Genomic DNA, 17,949 nt, shown 5'->3' on the forward strand with positions numbered 1-17,949 from the left:
TGTTACGGAGTATGTTTTTAATAGCATAAATCGCTTTAAGGAGAAGAAGATGAAAAAGACTGCCGCCATTATTTCTGCCTGTATGCTGACTTTTGCCCTGAGCGCCTGTTCTGGTTCGAATTACGTTATGCACACCAATGATGGTCGATCAATCGTAGCTGATGGTAAACCACAGACCGATAATGAGACGGGGATGATTTCGTATAAAGACGCTAACGGCAACAAACAGCAGATTAACCGCACTGACGTGAAAGAGATGGTAGAACTGGAGCAATAATAGCCGGTCGGCCATCGACGAAATGTGGACAAAAAAAAGCACCGCAATTTGGCGGTGCTACATTAATCACTATGGACAGACAGGGTAAATGTACAGGAAGTGAAAAAGGGTAGCTTTGCTACCATGGTCTGAATCGCAGACCAATTGCAAACACAACAACACAACATCACAACCGTAAGCCAAAAGCCCACCAGAACACGCATTCCGATAAAACTTTTCGTTCCGGCTTCAGGAAGTGCCGCCACTATAGGTATTTGCTGGTAGAACCTCAACGGACAATTTATAATGGCTCAGATAAAAAAAACTAATAGGTTACAGCCTGTTAGCTAATTGTTAAATTCATTTAACATCAAAGCCTAAAAGTCATGTCAAAACGATTACCACCCTTAAATGCGTTACGTGTTTTTGATGCTGCAGCGCGTCATTTAAGCTTTACTCGCGCAGCAGAAGAGCTTTTTGTGACGCAGGCCGCAGTAAGTCACCAAATCAAGTCACTTGAGGATTTTTTGGGGCTAAAACTGTTTCGTCGACGCAATCGATCTTTGCTGTTAACGGAAGAAGGTCAAAGCTACTTTCTCGACATTAAAGAGATTTTTTCGCAATTAACCGACGCGACGCGTAAACTTCAGGCACGCAGTGCAAAAGGTGCGCTTACCGTTAGTTTATTGCCCAGTTTTGCGATCCAATGGCTGGTGCCCAGACTCTCTAGCTTTAACTCAGCTTATCCGGGAATCGATGTCAGGATCCAGGCGGTGGACCGTCAGGAAGACAAACTGGCTGATGATGTTGATGTGGCGATTTTCTACGGACGCGGCAACTGGCCGGGTCTGCGCGTTGAAAAATTGTACGCAGAATATTTATTGCCGGTCTGCTCTCCGCTGTTGCTTACCGGTGATAAACCGCTAAAGACACCGGACGACCTGGCAAAACACACTTTATTGCATGATGCGTCGCGACGAGACTGGCAAGCCTATACGCGCCAGCTTGGCCTGAATCATATCAACGTACAGCAGGGACCTATCTTCAGCCATAGCGCCATGGTGCTACAGGCTGCAATCCATGGACAGGGGATCGCGCTGGCTAACAACGTCATGGCGCAGTCCGAAATTGAAGCCGGACGTCTGGTCTGTCCGTTTAACGATGTTCTGGTCAGCAAAAACGCATTTTATCTGGTTTGTCATGACAGTCAGGCAGAACTGGGTAAAATAGCCGCCTTCCGTCAGTGGATTCTGGCGAAAGCGGCCACGGAACAAGAAAAATTCCGCTTTCGTTATGAACAATAATTTACGTAGGGTATTCAAATGACCAGCCGTTTTATGCTGATTTTTGCCGCCGTAAGTGGCTTTATCTTTGTGGCGTTGGGCGCCTTTGGGGCACATGTTCTGAGCAAAACCCTCGGTGTTGTTGAAATGGGGTGGATTCAGACCGGCCTTGAGTATCAGGCGTTTCATACGCTGGCTATCTTTGGCCTGGCCGTCGCCATGCAACGGCGCATTAGTATTTGGTTTTACTGGAGTAGCGTGTTTCTGGCATTAGGTACAGTGCTGTTTAGCGGCAGCCTGTATTGTCTCGCGCTCTCTCATTTACGCCTGTGGGCGTTTGTTACCCCTGTCGGCGGCTTCAGCTTCCTCGTAGGCTGGGCGCTGATGTTAGTGGGCGCTATTCGATTGAAACGTAAGGGCGTTAGCCATGAATAAGGTTGTATTGTTGTGTCGCCCAGGTTTTGAAAAAGAGTGCGCCGCAGAAATTACGGATAAAGCAGGACGCCGGGAAATCTTCGGTTTTGCCCGCGTGAAAGACAATGCGGGTTACGTCATCTTCGAATGCTATCAGCAGGACGATGCTGAAAAGTTAGTGAAAGAACTGCCGTTTAGTTCGCTGATTTTTGCTCGTCAAATGTTTGTGGTGGGCGAGCTGCTGCAATACTTACCGCCGGAAGATCGTATTACACCGATCGTTGGCATGTTGCAGGGCGTGGTGGAAAAGGGTGGCGATCTACGAGTAGAAGTTGCCGACACCAATGAAAGCAAAGAGCTGGTTAAATTTTGCCGTAAATTTACTGTACCGTTGCGTGCAGCGCTGCGCGAAGCGGGCGTACTGGCAAAGTATGAAACGCCAAAGCGTCCGGTGGTTCACGTCTTCTTTATCGCCCCTGGCTGTTGTTATACCGGCTATTCCTGGCCTGACAATAACTCACCGTTTTACATGGGGATTCCGCGTCTGAAGTTTCCAGCCGATGCGCCGAGCCGTTCAACGCTCAAGCTGGAAGAAGCGCTGCACGTGTTTATCCCTGCCGATGAATGGGATGAGCGTCTGGCGAACGGAATGTATGCGGTGGATTTAGGCGCCTGCCCGGGCGGATGGACCTATCAGCTGGTTAAACGCAATATGTGGGTTTACTCCGTGGATAACGGTCCGATGGCGCAAAGCCTGATGGATACCGGGCAGGTCACCTGGCTACGTGAAGACGGATTTAAGTACCGTCCGAATCGCAACAACATTTCGTGGATGGTCTGTGACATGGTGGAGAAGCCGGCGAAGGTTGCCGCGCTGATGGCGCAATGGCTGGTCAACGGCTGGTGTCGTGAGACGATCTTCAACCTCAAGCTGCCGATGAAAAAACGCTACGAAGAGGTATCACAGAACCTGGCTTACATTCAGGCCCAGCTTGATGAACATGGTGTAAATGCCCAGATTCAGGCGCGTCAGCTGTATCATGACCGTGAAGAAGTAACCGTTCACGTACGTCGTCTGTGGGCTGCCGTTGGCGGTCGTCGCGACGAGCGATAAGGCTACAACCCAGGCCGGATGGCGGCATAATTGCCCTATTCGGCCTGGATTGCTTCAATCAGCTGTGTATCTGAAACAATATGCGTCACATCATCCAGATGCCCAATTCTGGCCTCTCCCGAACGATTAAATTTACTTTTATCGATCAGTAATAAAGACTGCGATGCACGCTTAAGCAGAATGGATTTGAAGTCTGCGTTGGTTGCATTTGAGTCCCAGAGCGCGCCGTCGCTGTCGATCCCTTCACAGGAAAAAATAAACAGGTCAATCTCGAGTGGTTTTAGCTGCGAGATAAGCGAGGGATTAACGTAGCAACCGTATTTGCGCTCAAGGCGACCGCCGGAGCTGATAAGCTGAATGTGTTCACGTTTAGCCAATTCCTGGCAGATGGGCTGGCTGTTGGTAAAAACGTGAATGTTGATGTCCGGTAACTGTCGCGCAAGATACCAGCAGGTAGAGCTGGCGTCTAAGGCAATCACCATACCTTCTTCGATCCATGCCAACGCTTCACGGGCGATATCCGCTTTGTGTGCATAGTGGCTTTTGAGTCGAATATGAAATGGGTCACCGCTGTCCTGATTTTCCCGGTGAATAACTTTGGCCCGACCGTGGTTGCGTAACACTTTTCCCTGGGTCTGTAACTCGCTGAGATCGCGGCGGATGGTCTCTTTGCTGACGTTAAGCTGCAAAGCCAGGGCTTCGGTTGTCAGGCTTTTGTGGTTAGTAAGCAGATCTACGATTGCCTGCTGGCGCGCCGCTTTCATGTTCTGATCCTCATCTTATGATGAATGCCCGTACCTGACGGGCATTCTGACCAGAGATTACGGCGTTACCCCTTTTTTTAAAAGAATATTCCCGTACTTTGCCCGCTCTCCTGTGATAACGATCGCAAACGCCTTTTGTGCTCGTTCGTAAAAGGCATAGCGGTCAATACGCGTGATGTCCGGGCAGGGGGTCTGCAATGAAAGCGCCTGACGATAGCGAGTCTCAACGTCAGGATCGAGAGTGTCACCTTCAACCGCAGCCATCATCACCAGCGGTGGGGCGTAGCTGTCCAGTTCAAATAGCGGAATAAGCGCCTGCAGCAGATCGCTGACCAGCAGACCGTCAGCGCGGATGACCTGTGGCCCCATGCTGTTGGCCGGGAAGTGGGCATCGGAAAAGATAATCTCATCGCCGTGTCCCATTTCGGCCAGCACTTTCAGTAAGTCGGGGGAAATTAAGGGAGATATCGTTTTAAGCATGTTACTCGACTCCTGTGAGTTCGGATTCGGTTTGCGGATAGAAGTAACGGTACTGATAGCGCACCTGTTCGCGCGCCTGCTCCGGGGAGGTAAATTCCCCGATGCCTGACCAGGCAAACATTGCGGCGCCTGCCACGGTGGTTTCGGCATCATCCAGCACTTTGACAGGGATCCCGAGAACGTTCGCTTTGATTTGGTTCCACAAGATGTTGCGGCTGCCCCCGCCAACTAATAGCAGTTCAGAGGCCTGGAAATGGCCGATTTTTTCCAGCGTTTGCAGATTCCGCTGCAGCTGTTCTGTCAGTCCTTCCAGCGCGGCGCGATAAAAGTGCCCACGGGTAGTATTGAGGGTAACCCCTTGCCAGCCCGCATTCTGACAGGCCAGCAGGTCGCAGTGCATCTTCACCCCTTCGGCACCAGCGGGAATATCCCGAGCTTCATCAATCAACGTTTGCCAGGGCGTGTCCGCGGTCCATAACAGCTTACGAACCCATTCAAGCACACCGGAGGCCAGCCACTGCATACCGGGATTGTTAAGCCCAGCCTGACTATCCAGCTCACAGGTGGAGCCCGCATAATGACTGAGCAGGGAGGTATTTACCTGCGCACTGCGTACCATCAGAATTTCCCATGTGCCGGAAGAGAGTACCGGTTCATCCTGTTGGGCTCCTGCGCCAAATAGCGCAAACTGTGTGTCGTGTCCGGCAGAGATGACTGGAATACCCTCTGGAAGTCCGAGCTGGCTGGCGGCCTCGCGTTGCAGTACCCCAATTTGTTCGCCTGCTTCAACCAGGCGCGGAAACAGGCGACGCGGTATGCCTGTTGCCTGCAAAATGTCCTGGCTGAAATCACGTTGCTGGATATCCAGCATCTGGCTGGTTCCCGCCATGGTGATGTCAGTTGTGAACTCGCCGGTTAAACGTTGGTTGATAAGCGACGAGATAAACAGCCAGGCGTGCGCCTGTTCCAGTAATTGCGGGTGGTTCTCTTTCAGCCACACCAGTTTGTACAGCGTATTGAAGCTAAACGCCCCAACGCCGGAGATTTCCTGCAGTTGCTGCGGTGACATGTAGCGATGGATATTCTCCATTACCGCTGCGGTACGTAGGCATTTCCAGCTGATCACCGGGTACAGTTGTTTGCCGTTCTTATCCACCAGCGCGCCATCCACGCCGAAGGTGGTGACGGCGATCCCGCGAATTTGGCAGGCGGCCAATTGTGAGGAAAGCCGCTGACAGCAGTCGGCAAAGCGCTGCAGAATGGCCTCCAGCGACCATTGGTGCCAGGCACTGTTTTCTGCGGCGATGTCACTGGCGTTCGGGGTCGCTGCGCGGGCGACAATCTTTCCCTGTCGGTCAACGGCAATGGCCCGTACGTTGGTCGCGCCACAGTCGAGAACCAGAATAACCTCTTGTTTCATAATTGCTCCTGGGAGATTACCTATTGCCGGATGGCGGCTTCGCCTTATCCGGCCTACAAAACCGTGTGCTTCGTAGGCCGCGCCGCCATCAGGCAATCGCTCGATGTTTAACGCTTATACAGCGGGCCGTAGTTCTGACAAGCGCGGTAATCCTGACCTTCCGTATCCATACCGTGGGCGGCCCAGGAGGAAGGACGATAAATTTTCTCGTCTTCCACGTTGTGCATGCACACCGGGATACGCAGCATGGCAGCCAGAGTGATAAAGTCCGCACCTACGTGACCAATCGTCAGCACCCCGTGGTTAGCGCCCCAGTTAGCCATGACGGAATAGACGTCGCTGAACGGGCCCTTGCCGGTTAAGCGCGGAGCAAACCAGGTGGTTGGCCATGTGGAGTTGGTACGCGCATCAAGCTGGTCGTGCATATCTTTCGGCAACTCCACGCTCCAGCCTTCCGCGATTTGTAGCACCGGCCCCAACCCTTTGATGATGTTGATACGGCTCATGGTGAACGGCACACCGCCTTCAGTCAGGAAGCGAGATGAGTAACCGCCCCCGCGGAAGTATTCGTGAATAGCCGGGCACCATTCGGTTGCCGCCAGGCATTCATCCGCCTCTTTCTGCGAGATTTCCCAGTGTGGTTTCATGGTCGGTTTACCTTCGCTGTCGCGCTGTTTGCAGGAACCGTCCAGTGCCGCAGAACCGGAGTTAATCAAGTGAATAATGCCGTGCTCAGCAAGACCGGTCAGCGGTTTACCCGTGACGCGTTCAACCGCCTCTGGCGACCAGTAGGTACGCACATCGGCAAAGACCTGGGCCGTGCCGGTGAGTTGATGGCCGAACAGCATCGCCACGCCGTTCAGGCTGTCGTTTTCGGTTGCGACAACGAACGGTTCACGAACGCCATTCCAGTCAAAGGAGCTGTTGAGCAACGCTTCGGCGGTATCGCCATTTGGGTATTGATCGGTCCAGTGACGCTGGCCCTGGAAGCCTGCGGCGATCGCGTTATAGCCCAGGGATTCTTCGACCAGACCTTTGTCTGCCAGCTTTTTGTTACCCTGCATCATGTCGCGAATGCACATGGCCATCAGCAGGCTTTCTTTCAGCACTGCGCGGCTTTGTTCTGCGTTACGCTTATATTGCTGCGCGTTCTGATCTTCGCCGTAGCGGAAGTTTTTGTCCGCCCACGCCAGCGCCATTTCCAGCTCGGTTTCATCATAGATTTTCTGGTCAATGCGACGACGCAGCTCGGTCATATCAACCGCCTGCACCTTCATACCCAGCCAGGATTCAAAGAAGTTATGGTCGACGATAGAACCGGCGATGCCCATTGATACACCACCGACAGACAGGTAGCTTTTCCCTTTCATACTGGCGACCGCTAAGCCGGCACGGGCAAAGCGCAGCAGTTTTTCTTCAACATCGGCAGGGATAGATGTGTCGTCTGCATCCTGTACGTCATGACCATAGATGGAGAAGGCAGGAAGGCCTTTTTGGCTGTGAGCTGCCAGTGCGGCGGCCAGGTAAACCGCCCCCGGACGTTCCGTGCCGTTGAAGCCCCAGATCGCTTTCGGGCGCATCGGATCCATGTCGATGGTTTCACTGCCGTAGCACCAACATGGGGTAACGGTAATCGTCACGCCAACATTCTGGCTGCTGAATTTTTCTTCACAGGCTGCGGATTCCGCCATGCCGGCGATACAGGTATCGGCAATCACACATTCAATTTGTGCGCCGCAGGCATGACGAAGTTTTTCAGTGATAAGCGCTGCGGTAGCTTTAGCCATATTCATGGTTTGCTCTTCGAGCGACTCACGTACACCCATACGACGTCCGTCAATAACCGGGCGAATACCAATTTTTGGTAAGCTGATTTTTTTCATCACAGATTCCTCACGTTATTCGGATAAATATTCAGTTGGCTGCCGTTTGTGAACGGAAGCGGGCAAAAATAAAGATGATGGCGAAGCAAAGCACCGGGACCAGTTCAGCGGTCGGGATATTGCCAGCGGCATCGCTGACAAAGCCCATCACCGGGGTCACAATGCCGCCGCCAATGATGGTCATGACGATAAAAGACGAGCCGTATTTGGTGTCTTGTCCCAGATTTTTGATCCCCAGAGAAAAAATGGTTGGGTACTGAATCGACATAAATGCGCTGCACAACGTCAGGGCCAGCAGGCCGATCTGGCCACCGGTGAAGGCGGAAATCAGGCACAGAATCATGGCAAGCAGGGCATATGCGGCCAGCACTTTATGCGGCGCAAAGCGACTGATAAGCCAGGTGCCGGAGAAACGACCGATAAAGAAGCACACCATGGTGCCGGTCAGGTAGTTGGCGGCGAAACCTGGCGTCATGCCTGGGATCTCTTCGATTGCGTAGCGAATCAGGTAGCTCCAGCAGGCAGTTTGTGCACCGACGTAGCAGAACTGCGCCAGTACCGCCCAACGCCAGTGACGAATGCGCACCAGGCGGGAAAGGGACGCGGAGAATGAACTCTGAGCGTTGTCACTGTGATCGTCACTTTGCAGGGTCGGAAACTTGGTAAACATGATCAGCAGGGCGACCAGCAAAACGACCGCGACGATGATCATATAAGGGGTTTGAACCGATAACACCAGGCTGTGCTTGTAGGCGCTTAGCTGTTCTGGCGCCATCTTATCGAGTACGTCTTGAGATTGATGTGGCACATTAGACAAAATAAGACTTTGCCCAAAAACAACCGCAATAATGGCACCAAATGAGTTAAAAGTTTGCGCGAGATTTAATCGGAAATGACCGCCGCTTTCCGGGCCCAGTACGGTTACAAAGGGGTTGGCAGCCGTTTCCAGACAACCTAAGCCCGCCGCAATAATAAATAGGCCAATCAGGAATAAGGTGTAATTCATTACCTCAGCCGCTGGCCAGAATAATGCTGCACCGATGGCATATAAAAATAATCCGGTAATAATGCCTGCTTTATAACTAAGTTTTTTCATCAGGATCCCGGCTGGGATTGGAATGACGAAATAACCAAAATAAAAAGCAGATTGAATCAGACCAGCCTGAAAGTTTGTTAATGTAAAAGCTTGCTGAAATTGTGGTAATAAAATGTCATTAAGATTATTGGCAACCGCCCAAAGAAAAAACAGTGAACAGAGTAACGCGAAGGGAATGACATAATTTTTTGTCTGCCCCCGCTCTACCGCATGAAAACTTTGTGTTTGTATTGATGTGTTTCCCATAGCATCCTCATCAGTTCATAAGCATGTTCAACAGCTTAAGAGTACGGTTGGTGATTTTTACCAACCTGCTAATCCAGGTGAGTTCCGGTAACCTGCCAGATAAAATTGGCCTTCATGAATGAACTCATGAATTCATTTTCAAATAAAAACCGGCCATTAATATGATGGTGGTCACATTTATGCTCAGGGTGTGGGTTTATGTGATTATCATCACTTTAATTTCTTTAAAACAATGACCGTTTGAGAAAAATAAATTAAAAAGCCACAGGGATAATGCCCGAATTAATTAGTTAAGTGGAAAACGGGCAATGGTAACAATTTATTCGCAAATGACCGTTTTACAATGGTTTTATTAAGAACGGACATTTTGGAATTGTAATATTATGCCTGCATGTTTTTATTCAGCGTTATTAGTTGATGAACATCACAAAATCCAGTGCTAAAAATTCCCTTCTCTTTATTCAGCATGATGATAGTTAGCAAATACCCGCTTAAATCAACAGAGCGTCGAGGTATTAGCAATGTTCTGTTGTCGCATTTTGACTCACTGAGAGAGGTAAGTAATGGAACGAAATACGCTGGCACGGCAGATTATCAATACCTGCCTGGAAATGACCCGTCTGGGGTTGAATCAGGGGACTGCGGGTAATGTAAGTGTGCGTTACCAGGACGGGATGTTAATTACCCCGACGGGTATTCCGTATGACAAACTCACCGAATCCCACATAGTGTACATCAACGCTGAGGGGCAGCACGAAGAAGGGAAATTACCTTCCAGCGAGTGGCGGTTCCATATGGCCGCTTATCAGACGCGTCCCGATGCTCAGGCGGTGGTCCATAATCATGCCGTGCATTGTACTGCTGTTTCTATTCTCAATCGGCCAATCCCGGCAATCCATTACATGATTGCGGCGGCTGGCGGTAACTCAATTCCCTGTGCGCCATATGCGACGTTTGGTACGCGTGAGCTTTCCGAGCACGTTGCGGTAGCGCTGAAAAACCGAAAAGCAACGCTGTTGCAGCATCATGGGCTGATCGCCTGCGAGGAAAATCTGGAAAAAGCCCTGTGGTTAGCGCATGAAGTGGAAGTGCTGGCGCAGCTTTATCTCAGCACGCTGGCGATTACCGATCCGGTTCCGGTACTGGACGATGAGGCTATCGCTATTGTGCTGGAAAAATTCAAAACATATGGATTGCGTATTGAGGAATAGGAGATAAAACGATGGCGAACAGAATGATTCTGAACGAAACGGCATGGTTTGGCCGGGGAGCTGTTGGCGCATTAACCGATGAAGTTATTCGTCGTGGTTATCGCAAAGCATTGATTGTGACTGATAAAAATCTGGTGCAGTGCGGCATTGTTGAGAAGGTGACTTCCCGAATGGATGCTGCAGGTCTGGCATGGGAAATCTATTCAGGCGTTATTCCTAATCCAACCATTGCGGTAGTTCAGGAAGGATTGAGTGTCTTTCAGCAAAGCGGCGCAGACTATCTGGTCGCCATTGGCGGCGGCTCCCCGCAGGATACCTGTAAAGCGATTGGCATTATTAACAATAACCCGGAGTTTGCGGATGTACGCAGCCTTGAAGGGTTATCGCCGACACGCTTCCCGAGCGTGCCAGTTATGGCTATCCCAACCACTGCGGGAACGGCGGCGGAAGTGACCATTAACTACGTGATCACTGACGAAGAGAATCGGCGTAAGTTTGTTTGTGTCGATCCACATGACATCCCGCAGGTGGCGTTCATTGATGCTGACATGATGGACGGCATGCCTGCCGCATTAAAAGCGGCTACTGGCGTAGATGCACTGACTCATGCCATTGAAGGCTACATCACGCAGGCTGCGTGGGCGCTTACCGATGCGCTGCACATTAAAGCCATCGAAATTATTGCCGGGTCATTACGCGGTTCCGTTGCGGGCGACAGCCAGGCGGGGGAAGCGATGGCTCTGGGCCAGTACGTTGCCGGGATGGGTTTCTCCAACGTAGGTCTGGGATTAGTGCATGGCATGGCACACCCGTTAGGCGCGTTCTACAACACGCCGCACGGCGTCGCGAATGCCATTTTGCTGCCGCACGTGATGCACTATAACGCCGAATTCACCGGGGAAAAATTCCGCGATATCGCCCGGGTAATGGGGGTTAAGGTTGAAGGACTGACGCTGACAGAGGCACGCAAAGCGGCTGTGGATGCCGTCTTCGCCCTTAATCGCGATGTAGGTATCCCACTGCATCTCCGCGATGTTGGCGTCCGTAAAGAGGATATTCCTGCGCTGGCGCAAGCCGCATTTGACGATGTTTGTACCGGGGGAAACCCGCGTGAAGCGAGCCTTGGGGATATCGTTGAGCTGTACCATACCGCCTGGTAATCACCTGGCGTTTATCTGGCCTACAGGGTTGTACAATAAGTAGGCCGGATAAGCGCAGCGCCATCAGGAAATAAGGCTACCGCGCCAGCCGTAGCTGTTGTAGGTTTCCGTCGATATGTAAGTCTGTTTGCAGCCGCGCGATATCGCGGCACAAAAACGCCATCTCCCGATGTTCTTCGAGTTTCTTACGCCATTTCTCCGGTACGTCATCCAGATGTTCATACAGCGCTTCCAGCGTTGGAAACTGTGCCAGCAGTTGTGTGGCACTTTTAGGACCAATACCGGCAACCCCCGGTATTTTAGAACTGCTGATCCCGGCCAGTCCCCAGTAATCTGGCAGCTGTTGCGGTAGTACGCCAAACTCTTTCTCGATAAACGGCGCATCCAGCCAGCGTTTCTGGAAATAATCACGAATACGCAGCGTCGGGGAGAGTAGCTGACAGTAGCCTTTATCGGTTGAGACGATAGTCGCCTGGTGTCCCGCCTGGCTAACTTTCACCGCCAGAGTGGCGGCTAAATCATCGGCTTCATTCCCGCTGGATACCCAGCAGCAGACGCCGCGCTGTTCAAAAGCGGCGCGTAAGGCGGGCATTTCCTGGTGTAAATCGTCAGGCATCGGCGGGCGACCGGCTTTGTAGTCAGGTAACCGTTGGTGACGCCAGCCGCTGTTACGCGCTTCGTCATCAAATACCGCCACGGCGTGCGTGGGCTGACTGTGCACAATCAGCTGAGCGAGCGCGTGCTGGCATGCCTCCACGCAAGGGGAGCCCTGTACGGCGTGAATACGGCGGATGAGATTCAGTGCATCAACAATGAGTAGGTGGACGGCCACGGTGTTCTCCCTAACAAATTAGTCTGTAGGGTAACATTCACGACGAGTGGAGACGAGCATTGCGAAAGAGCGCTATCCGTAAGCCTGATAAGCGAAGCGCCATCAGGCAATAAAAGCCGGATGCGGCGAGCGCCTTATCCGGCCTACAGATACAAAAATGTGCTGAGAATTAATCGCAGGTGACAATCTTCATCGCCAGACCACCACGAGAGGTTTCGCGGTATTTGGCGTTCATGTCTTTACCGGTTTCGTACATGGTCTCGATAACTTTATCGAGGCACACGCGTGGTTCACTGGTACGGCGCAGCGCCATACGTGCAGCGTTCACCGCTTTAACCGAAGCAATGGCATTACGCTCAATGCACGGTACCTGAACCTGGCCGGCAACCGGATCGCAGGTCAGACCCAGGTTGTGTTCCATACCGATTTCTGCCGCGATGCACACCTGCATTGGGCTACCACCCAGCAGTTCAGCCAGACCAGCCGCTGCCATGGAGCAGGCGACGCCAACTTCACCCTGACAGCCGACTTCGGCACCAGAGATAGAGGCGTTCATCTTGTACAGTGAACCAATGGCGCTCGCGACCAGCATGTAGCGTGCCAGCGAGTTAGCGTTCACTTCACGGATAAACTTGTCGTAATACGCCAGTACGGCAGGAACAATCCCGCATGCACCGTTGGTTGGTGCAGTCACCACGCGTCCACCGGCTGCGTTTTCTTCGTTCACGGCCAGCGCGAACATGTTGATCCAGTCAACAACCGCCATCGGGTCAGTGGTGGTTTTGTCGCTGCTGACCAACATACGACGTAGCGCAGCAGCACGACGCGGAACGCGCAGTTTGCCCGGCAATACACCTTCGGTGGTGATGCCGCGTTCAATCCCGCTACGCATCACTTCCCAGACGTTAGCAAAGTGCTGTTCCAGCTCTTCTTTGCTGTGCAGCGCCAGTTCGTTTTGCATCATCAGACCGGAAAGCGACAGGCCGGTTTCCTGGCAATGACGTTGCAAATCAGCTGCGGATTTATACGGATATGGCACGTTTACCGGAGAGTTGTTCGGTAAACCAAAATGTTCTTCATCAACGATGAACCCACCGCCAATGGAATAGTAAGTCTGGCTGTAAATGGCCTTTTCGCCCGCCAGTGCGGTAATGCGCATCCCGTTTTCGTGCAGGGACAGATTGTCCGCATGGAAATTCATGCACTTGTCGACCGGGAACTCGACCTCATGTTGACCGTCTGCCAGCAGCAAACGCCCATGAGTATTCACATCCTGGATAAAGGACGGAATGGCATCAATGTCTACGGTATCCGGCAGATTACCCGCCAGGCCCATAATAATCGCGATGTCGGTATGGTGACCTTTCCCCGTCAGAGATAAAGAGCCATAGACATCAACCACTACGCGGGTTACGTCAGTGAGAATTCCGCGTGCAATCAGGTCATCCGTGAATTGTTTGCCTGCTTTCATCGGGCCAACAGTGTGGGAGCTGGAAGGGCCAATGCCGATTTTGAAAATATCGAATACGCTAATCATGAGGCGTCCATTGTGTATCGAGGTGCGCCGCCCCGAGGAGCGGCGCAGGGGAATTAACTGAACAGAGAGTAGAAAATAGCGGAGATAGCGATCAGGCCCATAATCACAACGAAGACGTTGCTGATATGGCCGCTGTACTTACGCATTGCCGGTACTTTCTGAATGGCATACATCGGCATCAGGAACAGAATCATCGCGATGATTGGGCCACCCAGGGTCTCAATCATGCCGAGGATGCTTGGGTTCAGCGTCGCCACAATCCAGGTGGTTACCAGCATGAACAGCGCAGTGATTTTGTTCAGTTTGTTGATTTCGATGGATTTGCCTTTGCCACGCAGAGACTTAATCACCATACCATTGAAGCCTTCACGTGCGCCCAGGTAGTGGCCCAGGAAGGATTTGGTGATAGCGATAATCGCGATGATCGGTGCCATCCAGGCAATAATCGGCGCGTTAAAGTGGTTCGCCAGGTAAGACAGAATCGAGATGTTCTGCTCTTTCGCTGCTGCCAGGTCCGCCGGAGTCAGGCTGAACACGCAGCTGAAGACGAAGAACATAACGGTCAGTACCATCATGATGTGAGCGAATGCCAGAATCTTGGAGCATTTTTTCTCTGCTTCATCACCGTACTCTTCACGCTTCGCCACGGCGAAGGAGGAGATGATCGGGGAGTGGTTGAAGGAGAACACCATTACCGGAATTGCCAGCCACAGGGTCAACAGCAGGCCGTTGCCGGTGGTTGCCGCAGAGTCAAAAGACATGGTTTCCAGAATCGCACCGCTCCACTGAGGGATCAGGTACAGCGCCAGCAGCATCAGAGCCGCAACGAACGGGAATACCAGGATGCTCATCGCCTTAACGATCATCTGCTCACCGAAGCGCACGATGGTCATCATGCCGACAATCAGGATCAGTGACAGGATTGCGCGCGGCGGCGGCGTAATCGCCAGCTGGTGGGTCAGGAAGCTTTCAACCGTGTTGGTGATTGCTACGCTGTAAACCAACAGAATCGGGTAGATAGCGAAGAAGTAGAGCAGGGTAATCAGTTTACCTGCACCAACACCAAAGTGTTCTTCTACAACTTCGGTGATGTCTTCACCCGGATTTTTACCGGACAGCACAAAGCGAGTCAGACCGCGGTGTGCAAAGAAGGTCATTGGGAAGGCAAGGATCGCCATGATGATCAGCGGGATCATACCGCCTACGCCTGCGTTAATCGGCAGGAACAATACACCCGCCCCAATCGCCGTGCCGTAAAGGCCCAGCATCCACATGGTGTCTGTTTTGCGCCATGCGCTGCGGGTCTGGCCCGTAACGATAGTGCTGGTTTGAGTGTTTTCCATCTATTTCTCCTGGAGGAAGCTTAAAAAGTCGGGTTTGGGGTCAATCCAATGAGAAAGTACCCGACTGTAAATCGAAATTCGTTGAGCGATTTTTATATAATTTTTCGCCGTAATAATTTTCGGGCGGAAAGATACATTTTAGTAATGAATGTATCAGTGATCGGGATCCCAAATGCAATAATCCACCTTTTATGTGGATAAATTTGGGCCATTAATCTGTTAAAAAATAGTCAAAGCGAATTTACGGGCGCGAAGGCTAACATTAACGACATATCTCATGAAAGCGAAGGCGCGAAGATAGGCGTGTTCAGCTGTAAAAACTGTTGTTTTTAGATGATTTCGGCGACTAATAATAATTTTCTAAGATAAATCACGGTTGGTTTTTCAAGGTAATCGTTTGCGTGACGCGCTGTTTTTAATGAATCATCACTGGTATTTATATGATTGTCGGGGCTATGTGACTGGTATCACTAAAAAAAGCCGGGAGGCAAGTGCGCCAAACCCGGCTTTGATATGGACAAAACTGCCACCGCTATAGCGCTGCTAGCGGGTGTTGAAGGTTAGGCGCAGATCTCGTAGCAAGGGATATACGCAGTGCCCGGTAACTTCATACGATGTTGTGCAACAAAGCCCTGAAGGAGATCGTCCATGCGGCGCATCATTTCGCGGTCACCGTGGATTTTGTACGGGCCAAACTCTTCAATAGCGCGGATCCCGACTTCCTTCACGTTACCCGCCACAATACCGGAGAATGCACGCCGTAAATCGGCGGCCAATACTTCAACGGGTTGATCCGGGTACAGCTTCAGGTTGGCCATGTTTTCATGGGACGGCTCGAACGGCATCTGCAGATCGGGCGCGATACGAATCGACCAGTTAAAGCTGTAAGCATCTCCTGTGTCGCGACGGTTTTCTTTCACCAGCGGCATCGCTTTTTTCATCAAACGCGCAACTTCCGCCGCATCGTCAATGATAATGCGATAGTGGCGACGCGCATCTTCCCCTAGCGTGTGCACGATAAATTCGTCCAGCACGCGGAAGTAATCCGCACTCTCTTTTGGTCCGGTCAGGATCAGCGGTAGAACCTGATCTTTGTTGGCCGGATTCATCAGGATCCCCAGCAGATACAGCAGCTCTTCTGCTGTCCCTACGCCACCCGGGAAGATGATAATACCGTGGGCGATACGCACGAACGCTTCCAGACGTTTTTCAATGTCCGGCATGATGATCAGTTCGTTTACCAGCGGGTTAGGCGGTTCAGCGGCGATGATTGACGGTTCGGTCATGCCAATAAAGCGGCTGTCTTTGTATCGCTGCTGGGCGTGACCGACCGCAGCGCCTTTCATTGGCGCTTCCATCGCCCCCGGACCGCAGCCGGTACAGATGTTCAGTTCGCGCAGGCCCAGTTGGGTGCCGACGCGACGGGCATACAGGTACTCATTTTCGTTGATTGAGTGACCGCCCCAGCAGACGACCATGTTCGGCGCTTCACCAACGTGTAGCGCCCGCGCATTACGCAGGATCGAGAATACGAGGTTGGTAATATGTACCGAGCTTTCGAGATCCAGATGCTGAAAACGACCGGCGTTATGGATCTGTCCATTGACGAACAGAATGTCGCGCAGTACGGCAAACAGGTTAGCCTGTAGCGCACGAATAATGCGTCCATCAACAAACGCATCTTCAGGTGGGTTGATCAGTTCCAGCTTCACGCCCCGTTCGCGGCGCAGTACGTTAATATCGAAACTTTCAAAGCGGGACAGCAGTTCTTTACTGTTGTCGGTCAAACTGCCGGAGTTCAGAACGGCAAGCGAACAGTTACGAAACAGTTGATACAGGTCGCTGCTGGCCGTGCGTTTAAGCATATCGACTTCCAGCTGCGACAACATGTCCATTGAGCCAAGCGGGCTAATATGTGTAATCAAGTAAACTCCTTATGGGACGCAACACGTCATTCCCTATTGATTACAATAGCCCTGGCTTATGACCTTTCACAACCTTGCGCGCGGAATCCGGCACGCAAAATTGAGAAAAAAGATTACTGACGTACCAGACGACCGGTTGCCGGAGTGAAATCGGTGTTGGTGCGCCATGGGTTAATGTCCAGGCCGCCACGTCGCGTGTAGCGTGCGTAGACGCTCAGTTTCTCTGGCTGGCAGAAGCGCAGAATGTCATTGAAAATACGTTCCACGCACTGCTCATGAAATTCATTATGGTGGCGGAAGGAGACCAGATAACGCAGCAGCTTCTCTCTGTCGATTTTCCGTCCACGATACTGAATTTGTATGGAGCCCCAGTCAGGCTGATGGGTAATCAGACAGTTGGATTTCAGCAGGTGGCTGACCAGCGTCTCTTCGACTGCCTTTTCACCGCTCACGGCATTTTCCAGATACGCAGTGCTGAACTGATAGTTGTCGATAACGATATCCTGATTGTCGATACAGGTCCCATTAAAGTGGGCTATCGGCTGCCCTTCCAGTTCGTCAAGGCGGTACAGCGCCACGCTGACATCGCCCTGAGCGCAGGCGCGCAGATCGTTTTCCAGCGTCTGGCGTACCGCGTCCCAGGAATCAAAACGCGTCTGGTTAAAACTGTTCAGGTACAGCTTAAAGCTTTTCGATTCAATCAGATTTACGCTGGTGTAATCCAGCTCCACATGACCGACCGCAACCTGCGGTAAGCCGTTGGCATTCAGCCACGACAGTTCATATAGCGTCCAGATATCCGCACCGTGAAAAGGCAAGTTATCGGCCTTTAAATCCAGCGGGTCGCGATTCAGGCTGCGCGGAACGCCCTGCAACAGACTTGCATCGTAATTGTCTCGGTAATCCGTTGATTTACCGAGTGTCAGGCCGTTAAGCGCCTGATGATTTTCATAAGAGGACATGTTTCACCGTCATAAACCAGATA

General features: G+C 51.8%; 16 protein-coding genes. 6 read left to right on the forward strand and 10 right to left on the reverse strand.

Annotated elements, in window-relative coordinates; genetic code table 11:
- Positions 1-49 precede the first annotated feature (49 nt).
- From OGY10_RS19010 to rlmM, 4 genes are all read left to right on the forward strand, one after another.
- Entirely contained in the window at positions 50-277 is a 228-nt protein-coding gene (locus OGY10_RS19010) for a YgdI/YgdR family lipoprotein (RefSeq protein WP_003825635.1), read from the forward strand.
- Positions 278-642: 365 nt separating this feature from the next.
- Positions 643-1,560, forward strand: a complete 918-nt coding sequence (gene gcvA, locus OGY10_RS19015; RefSeq protein WP_003034035.1) for a glycine cleavage system transcriptional regulator GcvA — start codon at positions 643-645, stop codon at positions 1,558-1,560.
- A gap of 18 nt (positions 1,561-1,578) precedes the next feature.
- Positions 1,579-1,974 (forward strand): DUF423 domain-containing protein, encoded by a 396-nt coding sequence (locus tag OGY10_RS19020; RefSeq protein WP_003034037.1) that lies wholly within the window; start codon positions 1,579-1,581, stop codon positions 1,972-1,974.
- Positions 1,967-3,067, forward strand: a complete 1,101-nt coding sequence (gene rlmM / locus OGY10_RS19025; protein ID WP_003034040.1) for a 23S rRNA (cytidine(2498)-2'-O)-methyltransferase RlmM — start codon at positions 1,967-1,969, stop codon at positions 3,065-3,067. The genes OGY10_RS19020 and rlmM overlap by 8 nt, the downstream gene beginning before the upstream one ends.
- Positions 3,068-3,102: 35 nt before the next feature.
- On the opposite strand, the gene fucR is transcribed toward rlmM, so the two are convergent.
- The 5 genes from fucR to fucP form a co-directional block, all read right to left on the reverse strand.
- Positions 3,103-3,831: an L-fucose operon activator gene (gene fucR / locus OGY10_RS19030; RefSeq protein ID WP_003825642.1), complete on the reverse strand. Its 729-nt coding sequence runs from the start codon at positions 3,829-3,831 to the stop codon at positions 3,103-3,105.
- Between the two features lie 57 nt (positions 3,832-3,888).
- Positions 3,889-4,311, reverse strand: coding sequence for an L-fucose mutarotase (fucU, locus tag OGY10_RS19035; protein WP_048236690.1), 423 nt, complete (start codon positions 4,309-4,311; stop codon positions 3,889-3,891).
- A 1-nt stretch (position 4,312) separates the two neighbouring features.
- Positions 4,313-5,731, reverse strand: a complete 1,419-nt coding sequence (gene fucK, locus OGY10_RS19040; RefSeq protein WP_286577201.1) for an L-fuculokinase — start codon at positions 5,729-5,731, stop codon at positions 4,313-4,315.
- 107 nt (positions 5,732-5,838) lie between these two features.
- On the reverse strand, positions 5,839-7,614 hold the full coding sequence (gene fucI / locus OGY10_RS19045; RefSeq protein ID WP_003825648.1) for an L-fucose isomerase: 1,776 nt from the start codon (positions 7,612-7,614) through the stop codon (positions 5,839-5,841).
- A 31-nt stretch (positions 7,615-7,645) separates the two neighbouring features.
- On the reverse strand, positions 7,646-8,956 hold the full coding sequence (gene fucP / locus OGY10_RS19050; RefSeq protein ID WP_286577203.1) for an L-fucose:H+ symporter permease: 1,311 nt from the start codon (positions 8,954-8,956) through the stop codon (positions 7,646-7,648).
- Positions 8,957-9,519: 563 nt separating this feature from the next.
- Here fucP and fucA point away from each other — a divergent pair.
- Both fucA and fucO read left to right on the forward strand, forming a co-directional pair.
- A complete protein-coding gene (fucA, locus tag OGY10_RS19055) occupies positions 9,520-10,167 on the forward strand; it encodes an L-fuculose-phosphate aldolase (RefSeq protein WP_003825656.1) in 648 nt (215 codons plus the stop codon).
- A gap of 11 nt (positions 10,168-10,178) precedes the next feature.
- The gene (fucO, locus tag OGY10_RS19060; protein WP_286577204.1) at positions 10,179-11,327 is read left to right on the forward strand and encodes a lactaldehyde reductase; all 1,149 of its coding nucleotides are present in this window, start codon (positions 10,179-10,181) and stop codon (positions 11,325-11,327) included.
- Positions 11,328-11,403: 76 nt separating this feature from the next.
- On the opposite strand, the gene xni is transcribed toward fucO, so the two are convergent.
- The 5 genes from xni to queF all read right to left on the reverse strand — a co-directional run bounded on the left by xni (position 11,404) and on the right by queF (position 17,926).
- On the reverse strand, positions 11,404-12,159 hold the full coding sequence (xni, locus tag OGY10_RS19065; RefSeq protein ID WP_286577205.1) for a flap endonuclease Xni: 756 nt from the start codon (positions 12,157-12,159) through the stop codon (positions 11,404-11,406).
- Positions 12,160-12,328: 169 nt separating this feature from the next.
- Positions 12,329-13,696 carry an L-serine ammonia-lyase gene (locus tag OGY10_RS19070; RefSeq protein ID WP_003034070.1) on the reverse strand — a complete coding sequence of 456 codons (1,368 nt, stop codon included), beginning with the start codon at positions 13,694-13,696 and terminating at the stop codon, positions 12,329-12,331.
- A 53-nt stretch (positions 13,697-13,749) separates the two neighbouring features.
- On the reverse strand, positions 13,750-15,039 hold the full coding sequence (locus OGY10_RS19075; protein ID WP_003034073.1) for an HAAAP family serine/threonine permease: 1,290 nt from the start codon (positions 15,037-15,039) through the stop codon (positions 13,750-13,752).
- A gap of 560 nt (positions 15,040-15,599) precedes the next feature.
- A complete protein-coding gene (gene ppnN, locus OGY10_RS19080) occupies positions 15,600-16,964 on the reverse strand; it encodes a nucleotide 5'-monophosphate nucleosidase PpnN (protein WP_003034076.1) in 1,365 nt (454 codons plus the stop codon).
- Between the two features lie 113 nt (positions 16,965-17,077).
- Complete coding sequence (gene queF, locus OGY10_RS19085) at positions 17,078-17,926, reverse strand: NADPH-dependent 7-cyano-7-deazaguanine reductase QueF (RefSeq protein WP_003825665.1); 849 nt, start codon at positions 17,924-17,926, stop codon at positions 17,078-17,080.
- Between the last annotated feature and the right edge of the window lie 23 nt (positions 17,927-17,949).

Source organism: Citrobacter sp. Cpo148 (assembly GCF_030332375.1).
Taxonomy (GTDB): Bacteria; Pseudomonadota; Gammaproteobacteria; order Enterobacterales; family Enterobacteriaceae; genus Citrobacter; species Citrobacter portucalensis.

What these genes read in the sequence shown, in the direction of transcription:
- OGY10_RS19010 (WP_003825635.1), top strand. Translation starts at nt 50, where the DNA reads ATGAAAAAGACTGCCGCCATTATTTCTGCCTGTATGCTGACTTTTGCC.
- gcvA (WP_003034035.1), top strand. Translation starts at nt 643, where the DNA reads ATGTCAAAACGATTACCACCCTTAAATGCGTTACGTGTTTTTGATGCT.
- OGY10_RS19020 (WP_003034037.1), top strand. Translation starts at nt 1,579, where the DNA reads ATGACCAGCCGTTTTATGCTGATTTTTGCCGCCGTAAGTGGCTTTATC.
- rlmM (WP_003034040.1), top strand. Translation starts at nt 1,967, where the DNA reads ATGAATAAGGTTGTATTGTTGTGTCGCCCAGGTTTTGAAAAAGAGTGC.
- fucR (WP_003825642.1), bottom strand. Translation starts at nt 3,831, where the DNA reads ATGAAAGCGGCGCGCCAGCAGGCAATCGTAGATCTGCTTACTAACCAC.
- fucU (WP_048236690.1), bottom strand. Translation starts at nt 4,311, where the DNA reads ATGCTTAAAACGATATCTCCCTTAATTTCCCCCGACTTACTGAAAGTG.
- fucK (WP_286577201.1), bottom strand. Translation starts at nt 5,731, where the DNA reads ATGAAACAAGAGGTTATTCTGGTTCTCGACTGTGGCGCGACCAACGTA.
- fucI (WP_003825648.1), bottom strand. Translation starts at nt 7,614, where the DNA reads ATGAAAAAAATCAGCTTACCAAAAATTGGTATTCGCCCGGTTATTGAC.
- fucP (WP_286577203.1), bottom strand. Translation starts at nt 8,956, where the DNA reads ATGGGAAACACATCAATACAAACACAAAGTTTTCATGCGGTAGAGCGG.
- fucA (WP_003825656.1), top strand. Translation starts at nt 9,520, where the DNA reads ATGGAACGAAATACGCTGGCACGGCAGATTATCAATACCTGCCTGGAA.
- fucO (WP_286577204.1), top strand. Translation starts at nt 10,179, where the DNA reads ATGGCGAACAGAATGATTCTGAACGAAACGGCATGGTTTGGCCGGGGA.
- OGY10_RS19070 (WP_003034070.1), bottom strand. Translation starts at nt 13,696, where the DNA reads ATGATTAGCGTATTCGATATTTTCAAAATCGGCATTGGCCCTTCCAGC.
- OGY10_RS19075 (WP_003034073.1), bottom strand. Translation starts at nt 15,039, where the DNA reads ATGGAAAACACTCAAACCAGCACTATCGTTACGGGCCAGACCCGCAGC.
- queF (WP_003825665.1), bottom strand. Translation starts at nt 17,926, where the DNA reads ATGTCCTCTTATGAAAATCATCAGGCGCTTAACGGCCTGACACTCGGT.